13 protein-coding genes are annotated in these 15,177 nt (G+C 55.1%); 3 read left to right on the top strand and 10 right to left on the bottom strand.

Features of this window, described 5'->3' with window-relative positions:
* Window positions 1-13: 13 nt before the first annotated feature.
* Together NP590_RS09080 and NP590_RS09075 are read right to left on the bottom strand one after the other, a co-directional pair.
* A complete protein-coding gene (locus NP590_RS09080; RefSeq protein WP_256602040.1) occupies window positions 14-238 on the bottom strand; it encodes a sulfurtransferase TusA family protein in 225 nt (74 codons plus the stop codon).
* On the bottom strand, window positions 235-1,278 hold the full coding sequence (locus NP590_RS09075; RefSeq protein WP_256602039.1) for a tRNA (5-methylaminomethyl-2-thiouridylate)-methyltransferase: 1,044 nt from the start codon (window positions 1,276-1,278) through the stop codon (window positions 235-237). The genes NP590_RS09080 and NP590_RS09075 overlap by 4 nt, the downstream gene beginning before the upstream one ends.
* Before the next feature lie 130 nt (window positions 1,279-1,408).
* On the opposite strand from NP590_RS09075, the gene NP590_RS09070 reads away from it, so the two are divergent.
* Complete coding sequence (locus NP590_RS09070; protein ID WP_256602038.1) at window positions 1,409-2,575, top strand: PilT/PilU family type 4a pilus ATPase; 1,167 nt, start codon at window positions 1,409-1,411, stop codon at window positions 2,573-2,575.
* 67 nt (window positions 2,576-2,642) lie between these two features.
* On the opposite strand, the gene fba is transcribed toward NP590_RS09070, so the two are convergent.
* Both fba and katG read right to left on the bottom strand, forming a co-directional pair.
* Window positions 2,643-3,647 carry a class II fructose-bisphosphate aldolase gene (gene fba / locus NP590_RS09065; RefSeq protein WP_256602035.1) on the bottom strand — a complete coding sequence of 335 codons (1,005 nt, stop codon included), beginning with the start codon at window positions 3,645-3,647 and terminating at the stop codon, window positions 2,643-2,645.
* Between the two features lie 313 nt (window positions 3,648-3,960).
* Window positions 3,961-6,180 (bottom strand): catalase/peroxidase HPI, encoded by a 2,220-nt coding sequence (katG, locus tag NP590_RS09060; RefSeq protein ID WP_256602034.1) that lies wholly within the window; start codon window positions 6,178-6,180, stop codon window positions 3,961-3,963.
* A 310-nt stretch (window positions 6,181-6,490) separates the two neighbouring features.
* Between katG and NP590_RS09055 the strand changes: the two genes are divergently transcribed.
* Window positions 6,491-7,366 (top strand): LysR substrate-binding domain-containing protein, encoded by an 876-nt coding sequence (locus NP590_RS09055; RefSeq protein WP_256602033.1) that lies wholly within the window; start codon window positions 6,491-6,493, stop codon window positions 7,364-7,366.
* A 122-nt stretch (window positions 7,367-7,488) separates the two neighbouring features.
* Here NP590_RS09055 and NP590_RS09050 read toward each other — a convergent pair whose 3' ends face one another.
* The 6 genes from NP590_RS09050 to NP590_RS09025 all read right to left on the bottom strand — a co-directional run bounded on the left by NP590_RS09050 (window position 7,489) and on the right by NP590_RS09025 (window position 14,114).
* On the bottom strand, window positions 7,489-7,809 hold the full coding sequence (locus NP590_RS09050; RefSeq protein ID WP_256602032.1) for a YqfO family protein: 321 nt from the start codon (window positions 7,807-7,809) through the stop codon (window positions 7,489-7,491).
* A 9-nt stretch (window positions 7,810-7,818) separates the two neighbouring features.
* Window positions 7,819-7,971 (bottom strand): hypothetical protein, encoded by a 153-nt coding sequence (locus tag NP590_RS09045; RefSeq protein ID WP_256602031.1) that lies wholly within the window; start codon window positions 7,969-7,971, stop codon window positions 7,819-7,821.
* A 450-nt stretch (window positions 7,972-8,421) separates the two neighbouring features.
* Window positions 8,422-9,099, bottom strand: coding sequence for a hypothetical protein (locus tag NP590_RS09040; protein ID WP_256602030.1), 678 nt, complete (start codon window positions 9,097-9,099; stop codon window positions 8,422-8,424).
* Window positions 9,100-9,496: 397 nt separating this feature from the next.
* On the bottom strand, window positions 9,497-11,008 hold the full coding sequence (locus NP590_RS09035) for a phytoene desaturase family protein (protein WP_256602029.1): 1,512 nt from the start codon (window positions 11,006-11,008) through the stop codon (window positions 9,497-9,499).
* Entirely contained in the window at window positions 10,990-12,603 is a 1,614-nt protein-coding gene (locus NP590_RS09030) for an aldehyde dehydrogenase family protein (protein WP_256602028.1), read from the bottom strand. Before NP590_RS09030 ends, NP590_RS09035 begins: the two co-directional genes overlap by 19 nt.
* Window positions 12,585-14,114: a phytoene desaturase family protein gene (locus tag NP590_RS09025; RefSeq protein WP_256602027.1), complete on the bottom strand. Its 1,530-nt coding sequence runs from the start codon at window positions 14,112-14,114 to the stop codon at window positions 12,585-12,587. The genes NP590_RS09030 and NP590_RS09025 overlap by 19 nt, the downstream gene beginning before the upstream one ends.
* A gap of 248 nt (window positions 14,115-14,362) precedes the next feature.
* Between NP590_RS09025 and NP590_RS09020 the strand changes: the two genes are divergently transcribed.
* Window positions 14,363-15,169, top strand: coding sequence for an NAD(+)--dinitrogen-reductase ADP-D-ribosyltransferase (locus NP590_RS09020; RefSeq protein WP_256602100.1), 807 nt, complete (start codon window positions 14,363-14,365; stop codon window positions 15,167-15,169).
* Window positions 15,170-15,177 lie beyond the last annotated feature (8 nt).

The following is a 15,177-nucleotide window of genomic DNA, read 5'->3' as shown; positions in this document are numbered from 1 at the left end:
CCTGTCGAAAAAATTAAACCACTTCCAAAACGATTATATATTCGCCGTTATCGGCCCGGGTTTCCAGCACCTTGTGGCCGTTGATGCGGCACCAGGCCGGTATATCCTGCATCACGCCGGGGTCTGTGCACTCGACAGTCAAAATGTCGCCGCTTTGCAGGGTTTTGACTTTGTCTTGGGTGCGGATAACCGGCAGCGGGCACAACAAGCGGCGGGCGTTCAAGGTTTGCCGGTTCATACGAACCACTCTTCGGGGATATGTTCCGCCGGCAGGGGAATGACCTGGATGTTGTGTTCTTCGCCATCCCGGCCGCGAATGGTCACGTCCACCGTTGCCGCATCGCGGCCCTGGCCGTAACGGGCGGTAATCTGGCCGGCCAGATACAGGTCCTCTTCGGTCGGCGCGCCGTCGATCAAAACCAGCGGGCCGCGGTGGCTGGCGCAGTTCATGCTCATAAAGTCTTTTTTATAACCGCTCATGAAGCGGGATTCGCCGTCTTCGCGGGCAACGATAAGCTTGAAGTTCGGCTTGGGGCGGATGTGGCGGCCGACTTTCAACAGCATCACGTCGTCCAGTTCGTATTCGCGGTTGCCGCGCGCTTTCCACAAATCGACCAGTTTGTTCGAATAGGCGGCGTCGGTTAAAAAGCAACAGCCGCCGGCCGGCTGGGCGTAATCGGTAAAACCGAATTGCTTGGCCAGGGCCATTTGCGGTTTGCGGGAGCGGCCGCTGAAGCCGAACATTTTTTCCCGGTTGATCCAGCCTTCCCGTTCCGGCAGCGTGGCCGGCAAATTTTGCGCCGACAAGGGGCGCACCAGCAAATCGTCGGCGCCCGATTCCGCGGCGACGATGGGCATGGTTTGCTTGCGCTGCGACATCGGCCGCTGGCCGACCACTTCGCCGGTAATGATGAAGTCGAAACCGTTTTCCGCCATCCATTGTTTGGCTTTGTTGACCATGAAGATCTTGCAGTCCAGGCAAGGATTCATGTTGGCGCCATAACCGTGCTTGGGGTTCAATAGCACCTGCTTGTATTCTTCGATCACATCGATGATGTGCAACTTAATGCCGAGTTGCTCGGCAACCCACAGGGAGTTGTTGCGCTTGGGTTTATCCGCATCCTGCTTGCGAATGGCGTGAGTGTGGCCTTCCACGCAGAAGCCGGTAAAAAAATTGATGCCTTCGACGTGTATGCCCTGATCCAGGATGGCCTGGGTGGCCAGCATGGAGTCCAGGCCGCCGGAAATCAGCGCCACGGCTTTTCGTTGTTGATTCATGACTGCACTACTACGGGTATTTTGAAAAACCCGCCATTATACGCGATAGCCGAGACACTGTTTCCGGCTTCACTTAAGCGGGTATTACTCTACACTTAAAGCCGATTTTAACGATTACCGTGGCAAGGCAATGGAATTTAAAGACTATTTGAAGGTATTGGTACAACACGACGGCTCGGATCTTTATTTGACCGTGGGGGCGCCGCCGGCGGCGAAATTTCACGGTGCCTTGAAACCCATAGAGAATGTCAAGCTGACGAATGAGCGCCTGAAGGAAATAGCCGACAGCATCATGGACGCCGACCAGCGCGCCGCCTTCGAGCATGTGCCGGAGATGAATCTGGCCATAGCCGAACCCGGCATAGGTCGTTTCCGGGTGAATATTTTCCGGCAGCGCAACAGCCACGCGCTGGTGATCCGCAATATCAAGGTCGACATCCCCAATGCCGACAGCCTGGGCCTGCCGCAAATCCTGAAAGACAAAATCATGGAAAAACGCGGGCTGATTTTATTTGTCGGTGGCACGGGTTCGGGAAAATCCACCTCCTTGGCGGCCTTGATCGATCATCGTAACAGCAACTCGTCCGGACATATCATCACTATCGAAGATCCCATTGAGTTCGTGCATCCGCATAAAAAATCCCTGGTCAATCAACGCGAAGTAGGGGTGGATACCTTGAGCTACGAAGACGCGTTGAAAAACACCCTGAGACAGGCGCCGGACGTGATCCTGATCGGCGAAATCCGCAGCCAGGAGACCATGGAACACGCGCTGGCCTTTGCCGAGACCGGCCACTTGTGCCTATCCACGCTACATGCCAATAACGCCAACCAAGCCTTGGACCGGATCATCAATTTTTTCCCGGAAGAGCGGCGCGGGCAATTATTACTGGATTTGTCGCTGAATTTGCAGGCCTTCGTTTCGCAACGTCTGGTGCCGACGGTGGACGGCAAGCGGGTGGCGGCGATAGAAATTTTGCTCGGCAGCAAGCTGGTCAGCGATTTGATACACAAGGGCGAGGTACACGCCATCAAGGAGGCCATGGAAAAATCCGAAAACATCGGCATGCAGACCTTCGACAGTCACTTGATGAAGTTGTACAAAAGCGGCGTGATTTCGCTGGAAGAGGCTTTGCGAAATTCGGATTCGCCCAACAATTTAAAATTGAAGATCAATCTCAGCGAAGGGCTGGGTTCGGCAACGGCGCCCAAGGCGGACAACGGCAAACGCATGCTGGACAGCCTGGCCCTGGAAGAAATCAGCAAAAACGAGGATGAGGGCGAAGAAGGGCATTAAGCGCGGACTCCCCGCCCCCGTTCGTGCCGGCGTTGGGAGCGATGATAGGCATTGCGGCATCGATAGGCTAGCGATAGCGTTTGGCCATTTCGCCAAGCGGGATGGCCTTGATTTTGTCCGCGTGCCCGGCACTGCCGAAGGCTTCATAACGCGACTGGCAAAGCGCCCGCATGGCGTCCCTGGCGGCTTGATAGGTTTTTCGGGCGTCCAATTCGGTTGCATTTTCAGGTTGCGCCAAAAAGCGGCGCATGGCGCCGGTCGAAGCCATGCGCAAATCGGTGTCTATATTGACCTTGCGGACACCGTATCGGATCCCCTCGACGATTTCGGCCAGCGGTACCCCATAGGTCTCCGGGATGGCGCCGCCGTATGCGTTGATGATTTCCAGCCACTCTGGCGGTATCGAACTGGAACCGTGCATCACGAAGTGCATATTCGGCAGGCGCTGTTGCAAGGCTTTTAGACGGTCGATCACCAAAACCTCGCCGGTGGGTGGCTTGCTGAATTTATAGGCGCCATGGCTGGTGCCGATGGCGACGGCCAGGGCATCGACGCCGGTCTGTTCGACAAACGCCACCGCTTCATCGGGATCGGTCAACAAACGCTGATGATCTTGTTCGCCGGCCAATGCGCCCAGGCAGCCTATTTCGCCTTCAACGGAAACTCCGCAAGCATGCGCCATCCGCACCACCGCGCGGGTGGCGTCGACGTTATATTCGAAAGAAGCCGGGGTTTTCATGTCCTCCAGCAGGGAGCCGTCCATCATCACCGAGCTAAAGCCGGCTTGAATCGCTTGCGCGCAAATTTCCGGCGAGGGTCCGTGATCGCGGTGCATGACCACCGGAATATGGGGGTATTGTTCGACGGCGGCCAGAATCAGATGGCGTAAAAAAATCTCGCCGGCGTAGCGATTGGCGCCGGCCGAACCTTGCATGATCACCGGGCTATCGCAGGCGTCCGCCGCCGCCATGATGGCTTGTACCTGTTCCATGTTGCTGATATTGAAAGCCGGAACGGCAAAACCGTGCTCCGCCGCATAATCCAAAACTTGTCGTAATGAAACCAAGGCCATTCGAGGCACTCCCGATATAAATGTTAGCGCCGTCATCCGCTTGATTGCCGGCATTGGGCGGGAAAAATGAATAGAGCCGGCTTGTATTTAAACGCGCCGAGCAATGGGCGCTTTCCGGGAAAGCGCATGGTAATGGCATTAGCTTGAAGTAGCCAGGGGAAAAATTATTCGAAAGCCGATGCCTAATTCATGTTCCTTCATTAAGCATGGGTTGCGGACGTTTGCAGGGAATTCCGCGGCTGGCATTCAGCCAACGGCTGACGGGACGCCCAACTCGACCGGATACGGTCGAGTTGGGTTTCGGGCCAGCCAATCAGTTGTCGAACCGATCCAATTCCATTACCTTGGCCCAGGCCTTGGCAAAGTCCAGCGCGAATTTTTCCTTGGCATCGTCGGACGCATAAACTTCCGCCACCGCCCGCAACTCGGAATGGGAACCGAAGATCAAATCCACCGGCGTCGCGGTCCATTTGACTTGGCCGCTTGCGCGGTCCTTGCCCTCATAGATGCCTTCGTTAGCCGACTTGCTCCATTGCGTGCCCATATCCAGCAAGTTGACGAAAAAGTCGTTGCTCAAGGTCCCCGGCCGGCTGGTGAACACGCCGTGTTGGGAATGGCCGGCGTTGGCATCCAGCGCCCGCATGCCACCCACCAGCACGGTCATTTCCGGTACGCTCAAGGTCAGGAAGTTGGCGCGTTCGACCAGCATTTCGGTCGGCGACAGGCTGTTATCCTGGCCGAAGTAATTGCGAAAGCCGTCGGCTTTCGGTTCCAGCACCGCCGCTGAATGCACGTCGGTTTGTTCTTGCGTCGCATCCATCCTGCCCGGTTTAAAAGGTACTTGCAGTTTGACGCCGGCCTTCTTAGCCGCTTCTTCCACCGCAGCGGAACCGCCCAGCACGATCACGTCGGCCAACGAGACTTTCTTGCCGCCTTTCAAGCCGCGGTTAAAGTCGGTCTGAATGGTTTCAAGGCGCGCCAGCACCTTAGCCAGTTCGGCCGGATCGTTGGCTTCCCAATCCTTCTGCGGCGCCAACCGAATCCGCGCGCCATTAGCGCCGCCGCGCATATCGGTGCCCCGGAAAGTGGCCGCCGAAGCCCAAGCGGTTCTGACCAATTCCGGTATCGTCAGATCGGTAGCCAGGATGGCCGATTTCAATTTGCCGACATCCTTGGCGTCAATCAGTTTGTGGTCGACTTTGGGAATCGGGTCTTGCCAGACAAAGTCTTCGGCCGGCACTTCGGCGCCGACGTAGCGCGCTTTCGGCCCCATGTCGCGGTGGGTCAGCTTGAACCAGGCCCTGGCGAAGGCGGCTTCGAATTCCTTGGGGTTATCCAGAAAACGCTTGGAGATTTTTTGGTAATCCGGATCCATTTTCAAGGCCAGATCGGTGGTGAACATGATGGGCGGATGGCGTTTAGTCGAATCGTGGGCGTCGGGTACGAAGTTTTCGCCCTTGTTGTCCTTGGGAATCCATTGCGTCGCGCCGGCCGGGCTCTTGCTTTGCTGCCAGTCGAAGGTGTACAGCCAGGTCAGGTAATCGTGGGTCCAGCGAGTCGGGTTGGTCGACCAAGCGCCTTCCAGGCCGCTGCTGACCGTGTCGGCGCCGTGGCCGGCACCGCATTGGTTGGCCCAGCCCAAACCTTGCTCCTCGATACCGGCGGCGGCCGGTTCCCTGCCGACGCATTCGTCGGGTTTATGCGCGCCGTGGGCCTTGCCGAAGGTATGGCCGCCGGCGATCAATGCCACGGTTTCTTCGTCGTTCATCGCCATGCGGCCGAAGGCTTCGCGGATGTGTTTGGCTGCCGCCAACGGGTCGGGATTACCGCCGGGGCCTTCCGGATTGACGTAGATCAGGCCCATTTGCGTGGCCCCCAAGGGCTTGGCCAGTTCGCCTTTATCGTTGTGGCGCTGGTCGGCCAGAAATTGCTTTTCCGAACCCCAGTTGACGAGTTCGGCTTCCCAGTCGTCGGCTCGGCCGCCGGCGAAGCCCAGGGTTTTGAAACCCATCTCTTCCAACGCCACGTTGCCGGCCAATACCATCAGGTCGGCCCAGGACAATTTGGCACCGTATTTTTGCTTGACCGGCCACAGCAAGCGGCGGGCTTTATCCAGATTGACGTTATCCGGCCAACTGTTCAGCGGTTCGAAGCGTTGCTGACCGCCGGAGGCGCCGCCGCGGCCGTCGAAGATGCGATACACGCCGGCGCTATGCCAGGCCATGCGGATGAAGAACGGGCCGTAGTTGCCGTAATCCGCCGGCCACCAGGGTTGGGAGGTATGCAGCACGCCGGCGATGTCTTTTTTTACCGCTTTCAGATCCAGGGTCTTGAATTGTTCGGCGTAATTGAAGGTCTTGCCCAGCGGATTGGATTCGGCCGCATTCTGGCGCAACGGCTTTAAATCCAATTGTTCCGGCCACCAAAAGCTGTTGGTCGTGGGTTGCATATCGGCAAAGGCCGGTGGGGTATGCAATGCCGAGCAAATGGCTACCGCTAACGCGGAAGCCAGGAATAGTTGTTTGGTTTTCATGGTGCACCTCTATTTCAGATTGTGGGTGAATGCTAAAAATAGCGACGATGTCGTTGCAGATAAATGAAGCGGTCAATACGGCTTCGCTGATTGGATACGCATAATTTGTATTTTTAATAGGCGAAGCAGCGAAATAAAAGCCCGTAAATTGATCGTTTCGGCGGGTGTATTCAACCTGATTATGCCTCTCGTTTGAAATTCATTTCATCGATAGGCCCATTTTTCAAATCAATGGGCGGCGCTTGCAAGATGGTATGATTGGAAAAGTCCTATTTCGGCCAAATAACTCATGTTAAGGGATTAAGCAGCTATGAACCTGCGCGATTTAAGCTATCTGGTGGCGGTAGCTGAATTAAAAAACTTCAGTCAGGCCGCCGAGCAATGCTCGATCGGCCAACCGACCTTGAGCACGCAAATCAAAAAGCTCGAGGAGTATTTGGGCGTGGAATTGTTCGTGCGCGAGAAAAACAGCGTGGAAGTGACCGATACCTGTCAGGAAATTTTGCCGATTGCGAAAAGAATTCTGGCGGACGTTCAGGGCATCAGGCAAATCGCCGTCCATGCCAGCGACAGGCATCGCAACATGCTGTCGCTGGGGGCGTTTCCTTCGCTGGCCAGTTATGTGCTGCCGGAGTATGTCTTCCGCATTAAGCAGCACTACCCGGAGCTTAAATTACAATTGGTCGAGGAAAAAACCCATGCGCTGATTGCCTTGCTGCTGGGCAAAAAACTGGATGCGGCCATGCTGGCCCTGCCGGTCGAGCATGAGCAACTGACATGCCGGACGCTGTTCGAAGACCCTTTTACCTTGGCCGTGTGTGCCGACCACCCGCTGGCCAATCTGGAGGAAGTCGACCTGAACATGGCGGCCAGGGAGCATCTGTTGTTACTCGATGAGGGGCACTGCCTGCGCGATCAGGCCTTGAAGTTGTGCGACCCATCCCGATTCGTGGAACACGATTTTCGGGCTTCCAGCCTGGAAACCTTGCGTTTCATGGTCAAGAACGGCGTCGGGGTCACCTTGATGCCGTCCGTTGCCGTTCAGGCCGAGGATAGCGACATTCGCTACATCAATATCAGCCAGCGGCCTAGCCGGACTATTGCTTTGGTTTGGCTGCGGTCCCATCCTCGTGGCGCGATTCTCGAGACATTGGCCAAGTTGTTGGCATATAAACCCTTGCCGTGAGTTTTGCTGTTCAAGGTCGGCGGATAAAACTGCCGTAAAGACCGCGCCGCAACGGTTGCGGAAGCTTGAATTGTCCCGCCCGTCTTGGTTGAGCGATAGCGCCACCGGCGCATGGTGGGCCACTATAGATCGCTTGCATCGAGTATTTTGTAAACCGCATAGGCCGGTTGTTGATAGGGGTGAGCGGCCAGCAAGGCGCTAATGGCGGCTTTTATTTGCGCGTCGGCACAAATCATTTCCACTTTATATTCCGCCAGCCGTTCCAGTTTGCCTATCTGCCCCAAAAAGGGCCGGCTGTCCGCCAGCGGGCGGAACTGGCCTTGGCCCAAGGTTTGCCAGGCGCATTGGTCGTAATCGTTAAAACGCCCGGCTCCAGCCTCGAACAAGGCATTTTTTACCTGATCCAGATGGCTGGCGGGAACATAAAAAGTTAGTTGATACATGCCGGTATTTTAACCGGCGCCGGCCAGCAGAAATACACCCCATAACACTACCACCACGGTCAGGTCTTCCAGCCGATTGATGGTGAATTGCCGGTATAGCCGGCTGCGCATGGCGTTTTGATTGGCTTTTTGATCTTTCATATGCACGGACTGACTCATCATGACGGTTACTCCCGAGGGTTTGTTGCTTAGGCACGAATTAGGCATTCAGACGGGCTTGTGTGCCGGGAAGCGGCGGCCTGTCAAAATGTTTTTCTTTTGTTTTCTAAAGCATATATGAAAACAAAAAAAGAACAAGTGTGCGGGTGTAAATTTATCTGCCGGGCTGGAAAATGTCGGAAATACAGGTAAAGCCGGGTCGAGTTTTTACGGACATAAAACCAAGCCCAACTTGGGCTGAATGCCGGATGGAACGGGATAATGGTCGAGTTTTTAGCGCGGGAATACGGCGGATTTAGGTTGCCGATAGCTGTACCCGGGGCAAGCGGTTGACGCTAAAACGGCCCGTTAATGATAGGCGCGCTTAATCGAAGGAGCGAAAAAAAGGGCCTGATCGGCCCTTTGGAATAAGGTACAAAGCTTTGTAATTTATGACGATTTGAAACAAATCTTTTATGCGCCGACCAGCGTTTCGCCGGTTGATCTGTTTTTGCGCAGCAGCGTAAACAGGCCGAATGCGGAACCGATCAACCAGCCGGCTCCCGGCACGGGTACGGTGGTGATGGCGCTGGCACTGAGGGGGCCGCTGGTGGGAATCAACGCTCCGCTGCCGAAGCCAAGGGCGCTGGCGATGCCTGCTGCGGACAGATACACGCTCTCGTAGGTTCCGAACAAGGTGCCGAAGCCGCTAAGTTGGTTGGTTGCAAAGCCGAGGTTATCGCCGTCATAGGCGAAATTTTCCAGTTTTGCGGTCAACAAGTCGCCGCTTATGTAAACGCCGGGAAGACTGGCGAACGGATAGGGTATCGAACCGAAAATCGACAATGTGCCGGACTTGAAGGTGCCGTTGCCGGAAAACAGTGCCGTCAAAAAGAATTCGCCGGGATTGGATGCGGTAGAGGTAACACTGGAGGACCCCAGGTTAAAGGTTATCGGCGAGCCGGCGTTGGTGGCGGCAAACAGGTAATTGTCATTGCCGAGACTAAACAGATTGATTTCCGCGGAATTGGTAAAGTTGGGCGTTCCCGATTCCGGTATACCGGGTAAGCTGAGCTGTGAAGCATTGCTTAATGGTGCATATGCAAGCAGCATCACCATTAAACAAGTCACAATATTTTTGAATCTAATCATGATTATCACCTTAAAAAAAATAGAATTGGATGCTCTCCCCCGACCCAAGTATATGCAAACGGAGTATTGCTGCTAAGAAAAATGTGACTTTAATCTAATTTTAATATGAGTCCAGGTTAAGCGGACTTTTTGCCAATTTACTGTTATTTAATGTTTTTAACGGCTTATGGGCTTGGTATGAGTGCATGCATTAACTGTGGTGAGCATATTAACGATTAAAGTGGTCTGCAGATCGCTAGTCCGCGCCACATAAGCGTTAGGCTTTGCGCAAGGCCGGGATGCGAAAATCGCAAAACGACTCCGGCCGGGCCTTTAAAAAAATGCTTACGTTTGGCGGTAACAAACCCCGCACCGTCCGTGTTTTGACAAGCATGCCATCAATCGCGGCGAAAATTTATTAAGCTTGCATGTCCGCCAAAATCTTATCGCGCGCCAGTTGTCCGGAAAGCGTCACCATCGGCATGCCGCCGCCGGGGTTCACGCTGCCACCGACGAAATAAAGGTTCCGTAATTCCCCGCTACGTTGCGGAGCCTTGAAACCCAGGTTTTTCCAGCGATCAGCCACCACGCCGTAAATGGAGCCGAGATTGGAATAATACTTGGCCTGAATATCCAGCGGGGTCCAATACTCTTCGGTAACGATGTGCTTGCGTAAATCCGTCAAACCCATGCGTTCCAGCTTCAGCAGCACCCGTTCCCGCAAGGCCCAATAATCGTCGGCGGTCAAAGGCTTTGCCGGATCGATATGCGGAATATGCGGTAGGATTTTGATGATCTCGTGGCCCGCCGGTGCCTGACTCGGGTCGGTTTTACAGGGCGCAACCAGGTAGATGGTCGGGTCGTCGGACAGACAGTGGCTTTTGAACACCGCATCGAAATGCTCGCGCGGGTGATCAGAATAAAAGAAGTTGTGGTGGGCCAGTTGCGGGTAAATTGTGTCAATGCCCAGATGCAACACCAAGCCGGAACAACTGGGTTCGAAGCGCTGCATTTTCTTCAGCGCGGCGGCCGGGCTATGCAGCAGTTTTTGCATGGCCGGAATCACCTCCATGTTGGATACCACGATGTCGGCCGCCAGCACCTCGCCATGTTGCAAGGCCACTCCGCTGGCGCGGGCGCCGTCGTGTTGAATTTCCAGCACTTCACTGTTCAAGCGGATGTTGACGCCCAGTTCCAGTGCCAGTTTCTCCATGGCCTGCGCCAGACCGTACATGCCGCCCTTGACATACCACAGGCCGTATTCATATTGGATGTAGGGCATCAGATTCATCAGGGCCGGTGCATCGTAAGGCGAGGAGCCGACGTATTTGATGAAGTAATTCAGAATGTCGACCAGTTTGGGATTGGATATAAACCGGCGTACGCCCTGATCCATGTTGCGGAATACATCGAAATTCAGGCTGCGCAGCGGGCCGTAAAATTTCAGCAATTCCCCGAAGCTATCCAGACCCTTGGCGAAATAGCCGGCTTCGGTTTCCTTGCCGAGCTTGCGCGAATAAGCCATGAAACGTTCGAATTCGGCGGCGGTATCGGGGCCCAATTTGTTCAATTCGCGGCGCTGCGCGTCTGCATCCGCGCATAAATCGATAGTGGTGCCGTCCTCAAAAAAATTGCGCCAGTGCGGTTCGACTTTTTCGATGCCAACATAGTCAGCCATGTTTTTGCCGACTCGGCTAAACAGCGCTTCGAAGATGTGCGGCATGGTCAAAATTGACGGCCCCAAATCGAAGGTGAAACCGTCTTTGCTCATGATGTTGAGTTTGCCGCCAACCTTGTCGTTTTTTTCCACCAATTCGACGCTAAAACCCTCGGATGCCAAGGAAATGGCGGCGGACAGGCCTCCCAAGCCGGCGCCAATCACCACGACATTTTTGTTGTTGATTTGTTGCATCAGTAATCCCGTTGCCATGACAGCCATAATTTTAAATTTTGCCAGCGCTGGGTTAAATCGAACGCCGAGTATTCCTTGAAGGCTTCCAGCGCTGGCCAGTTGCGTTTGATGCGTTGCGGCAGCGAGCCGGAGCCGTAGACAAAATCGATGTAGCCCTTGAAGTGTTGATAGCGCAGCTCGGAATACGGGAACCAGTTGGGTTCGCGGGGCAAATGGCTGCGGCTGGTAAGGCCGGACACCGGATAAGTAAACTGTCGCAGGCCTTCGGCGCCGTGATAGCGGCCGAAACCGCTTTTTTTTGCGCCGCCGAAGGGCAGGCCGGGATGACCGATATTTTTCAACACGTCGTTAATCACCCAGTTACCGGTATGCAATTGGCCGGCGATGCGTTCGGCCTTGCCGATGTCCTTGCTCCAGACGCTGGCATTCAAGCCGAACTCGCTGTCATTGGCCAGTTGCAGGGCTGCGGCTTCATCTTGAAAAGCCATCAGCGGCAACAGCGGGCCGAAGGTTTCCTCGCGCATCAGCCGCATGCCGTGGTGTACATTCCACAGCAGCACGGGTTTGACATAATTGCCTTGCCGTTCCAGCGGGCCGGATGCTTGCGCGCCTTGGGCGATGGCATCGACGTAATGCGCTTTTACGATATCGAACTGCCGTTCGCTGGTCATGGCGCCCAAATCGCCTTGCGGGCCGTGGCCGACATTGATATCGGCCAGGCCTGTCCGTAAAAGCTGTAAAAATTCCGCATGGCAGGCTTGCTGCACGTATAAGCGTTCCACCGAAACGCAAGCCTGGCCACTATTGCAGAAGGCGCCATACAAGGCCGCGGCGCAAGCGCGTGGCAGATCGGCATCGGCGAATACCAGCATCGGGTCCTTGCCGCCCAGTTCCAGTAGTACCGGGATGGGGTGTTGCGCGGCGCGTTGCATGACCGCCCGGCCGCTGTTCAGGCCGCCGGTGAAAAATACCAAGTCCGGGCCGGCATCCAGCAGTTGTTCGCCGGCGCCGGCATCGCCGATTATCCATTGCACCAAACCATCGGGCAATTCCAGTTTTTGGCACAAATCCATGATTAAGCGGCCGATCGGCAAACTGAATTCGGAGGTTTTCAGCAGCACCGCGTTGCCGGCAAACAAGGCCGTCAACAAGGGCGCCAGACTAAGTTGAAACGGGTAATTCCAGGGGGAAATGACCGCCACCACCCCATAAGGGCGGCGCTCGATGCCGGCCGTGGCGCCCGGAAACGCGAACGGCGAAGTCGCTATGCTTTGCGGGCGCAAAATCGCGGCGGCATGTTTTTGATAATAGCGGGTTAAATCCAGAATGGGGTAAATCTCGCCCAGCAGGGCTTCGGTGCGGACTTTGCCGGTGGTTTGTACGATGCGGTCGCATAGATGGTCCAAATCCGCCAGCAGCAAGGGCAGCAGTCGCCCCAAAATTTTGCAACGGGTTTTGATCGGCACTTGGCGCCAAATATCGGCGGCATTGCGCGCGGCTAGCAACTGCCGTTGAATGTCTGTTCCGGAGCTGGGCGTATATTCGCCCAGCAGTTTGCCGTCTAGCGGCGAAATCGCCTGCAACATCGCCATGCTCACGCTTTTTTCAGCCAAGTACTGTGTTGAATGTCCTTGAATGCCACCCGGTGTTTTCTGGAAATCAGGTTGGAGGAAATCCGCGCCGATTCGTAAATGGTGGGCAGGCCGCTGCCGGGATGGGTGCCGCCACCAACCAGATAGCAATTGTCCAGTTCCTCGAAGCGGTTATGCGGTCGCCAGTACAGCATCTGGCTGAATTTGTGCGACAGGCTGAAGGTGGCGCCCTTGTATACGTGCTCGTCGGTTTCCCAGTTTTGCGGGGTAATGATTTTTTCGCATTCGATATGCGCGCGAATGTCGCTCAAGCCGAGCCGAGCGCCCAGCGTGTCCAGCACCTGCTCGCGAACGTTTTGGCAGTGCGCCGGCCAGTCCAGGCCGCTGTCATTGTTGGGCATGGGCACCAAGACATACAAAGCCGATTTGCCGGCCGGCGCCAGACTGGCATCGCTGACGGAAGCATTTTGCACATAAAACGAAAAATCTTCCGTCAGGGTTTTATTCCGAAAGATGTTGCGTATATTGCTGGTGTAATCCTTGGCGAAGACGATGGTGTGGTGCGGCAGGTCGTATTGTTTGTCCAATCCCAGATACAGCATGAAAGTGGAGCAGGAATACTCGCGCTTTTCCATGGCCTCGTGGCCGTATTTGCGCAGCTCTCCCGGCGCAACCAACCGGGTCATGGCATGGGCAAAGTCGGCGTTGACGATCACTTCATCGCCGCGCACTGTCGCGCCGGTTTGCAACTTGACGCCCTTGGTCGCGCCGTTTTCGATCAACAAGGATTGCACCGGGCTGTCGGTATGGATTTCGCCGCCATTTTCCAGAATCACGGCGGCCATGGCCTGGGCGATACGGTTCAAGCCGCCGGCTACATGGTAGATGCCGTAGTCGTGTTCCAGATAAGGCAGCATGGTGAACAGGGCCGGGCAATCCCACGGCGACATGCCCAAATACTTGGATTGGAAACAAAACGCCAGGCGCATTTTTTCCTGATTGAAATATTGCCCCAGATTGTTGAAGACGCTTTTCGGGAAGGCCAGCCAGGGCAGGGCCTTGAGCAAATCCCAGGAGAAAAAAGAAGCCAGCGAAGAATAATCCCGGGTTATACAGGGATACAGCGCATTGAAGCGGTTACGCTCGTTTTCGATAAAGCGCCCGTAGCCGTCGGCGCCTTCGTCGAATACCCGCAGCAACTCGGCGCGCATGTTGTCGCGGTCGGAAAACACATTCAGTTCCCGGTCGTCGTACACCAACCGGTACATGGGGTTCAAGGGCAGAAATTGCAGATAATCCTCGCTGCGGCGCTCGCACAAGGCGAACATTTCATCCAGCACGCCTTTCATCAACAAAAAGGTAGGCCCGGTATCGAAGGTAAAGCCGTTCATGCGTATGGCGCGATTACGGCCGCCGACTTCGCTGTTTTTGTCGTAAATCGAGACTTTGAAACCGCGCTGGCTCAGCAGCATGCCGGCGCATAGGCCGCCGGGGCCGGCGCCGACGATGATAATGTGTTTGGATTGAGGCATGGGAGATTAAACGATCCGTCCGGGTGCTTAAACGTTGAAATTGGCAGCTAATGTAACAGTTAAATGACCAAAAGCCGATCATCGCGGCGAAGCGGGCGCAAAACGCGTGGTCATGGCCGGTTTCCGGGCCGATGGCTTGCGCATAGTGTGCCGTGCAAACGCAAAAATGCCAGTCTAGCGGCGAGGACTGGTTTAATCATGAATTTGATGTGAAGATTGCGCTTTTACTTGGCTATTTGCATGAATTGATGTCCGCAATTTCTCTCCACGGTCACAGCACCAACCTGATCGGCATTGCCACCGAATGCATGGCCAGCCCGCTTTTCAATGACAATCCGCAAGCCCTGCATATCGCCGGTACCCGCGAAGCGGCGGCGGGCTTGTTTGACAAACTGGCTCAACAGCAGGATTTGGCGACTTGCGGGCGGGTATTTCAGGATTACATGTGCGTGGTATTCGGTTTTGAAACGGAGCAGCGCCTGGGCGTGGATAAACAAGGCCGGCGGCGCTTTCGGAACAGCTATTTGCGTCTGATACAGGATTGGGGCTTGGATTCCAACAATGCCCAGGGCGCGGTTTTTAAAGGTTGGGTGGAAAGCCGTTTCGGTTTGTTCCCGAGTTTTCACAAACAGCCGCTGATCGGTTTTATGGATAAGGATTGGTTGGTTTATATCGAGGAAAAGATGAACAGCCGCTACCATAACAACTGTATTTATATGCAGTTGGATTTGCTGTACGAATATTGCCAATGGGTGATAGAACGCTTTCAGATACCGGCCGATCGCCATATCACCCTGTATCGCGGCGTCGATACCCTGGATGAGCACGGCGTGGTGGGGGCGGATAAAACTCAAAAAGTCGTGCGTTTCAACAGTCTGGTGTCGTTTACCGATAGGCGTGGCATTGCCGGCGAATTTGGCGCATATATACTGGAGGTGCAAGTGCCGGTAGTGAAGCTGATCTTTTTCAACGAATTACTGCCGCATCATGCCTTGCACGGCGAAGCCGAATATTTGGCGATAGGCGGGGATTATCGGGTCAAGGTACAGCGTTAAACGGGGAT

Source organism: Methylomonas subterranea (genome assembly GCF_024505185.1).
Taxonomy (GTDB): Bacteria; Pseudomonadota; Gammaproteobacteria; order Methylococcales; family Methylomonadaceae; genus Methylomonas; species Methylomonas subterranea.
This window is presented reverse-complemented; position numbering and strand designations above follow the sequence as displayed.

Coding starts and splice junctions, on each gene's coding strand:
- NP590_RS09035 (WP_256602029.1), bottom strand. CDS start 11,008: ATGGCAACGGGATTACTGATGCAACAAATCAACAACAAAAATGTCGTG.
- NP590_RS09050 (WP_256602032.1), bottom strand. CDS start 7,809: ATGTATCAACTAACTTTTTATGTTCCCGCCAGCCATCTGGATCAGGTA.
- NP590_RS09020 (WP_256602100.1), top strand. CDS start 14,363: ATGTCCGCAATTTCTCTCCACGGTCACAGCACCAACCTGATCGGCATT.
- NP590_RS09080 (WP_256602040.1), bottom strand. CDS start 238: ATGAACCGGCAAACCTTGAACGCCCGCCGCTTGTTGTGCCCGCTGCCG.
- NP590_RS09025 (WP_256602027.1), bottom strand. CDS start 14,114: ATGCCTCAATCCAAACACATTATCATCGTCGGCGCCGGCCCCGGCGGC.
- NP590_RS09070 (WP_256602038.1), top strand. CDS start 1,409: ATGGAATTTAAAGACTATTTGAAGGTATTGGTACAACACGACGGCTCG.
- NP590_RS09045 (WP_256602031.1), bottom strand. CDS start 7,971: ATGATGAGTCAGTCCGTGCATATGAAAGATCAAAAAGCCAATCAAAAC.
- katG (WP_256602034.1), bottom strand. CDS start 6,180: ATGAAAACCAAACAACTATTCCTGGCTTCCGCGTTAGCGGTAGCCATT.
- NP590_RS09055 (WP_256602033.1), top strand. CDS start 6,491: ATGAACCTGCGCGATTTAAGCTATCTGGTGGCGGTAGCTGAATTAAAA.
- fba (WP_256602035.1), bottom strand. CDS start 3,647: ATGGCCTTGGTTTCATTACGACAAGTTTTGGATTATGCGGCGGAGCAC.
- NP590_RS09075 (WP_256602039.1), bottom strand. CDS start 1,278: ATGAATCAACAACGAAAAGCCGTGGCGCTGATTTCCGGCGGCCTGGAC.
- NP590_RS09040 (WP_256602030.1), bottom strand. CDS start 9,099: ATGATTAGATTCAAAAATATTGTGACTTGTTTAATGGTGATGCTGCTT.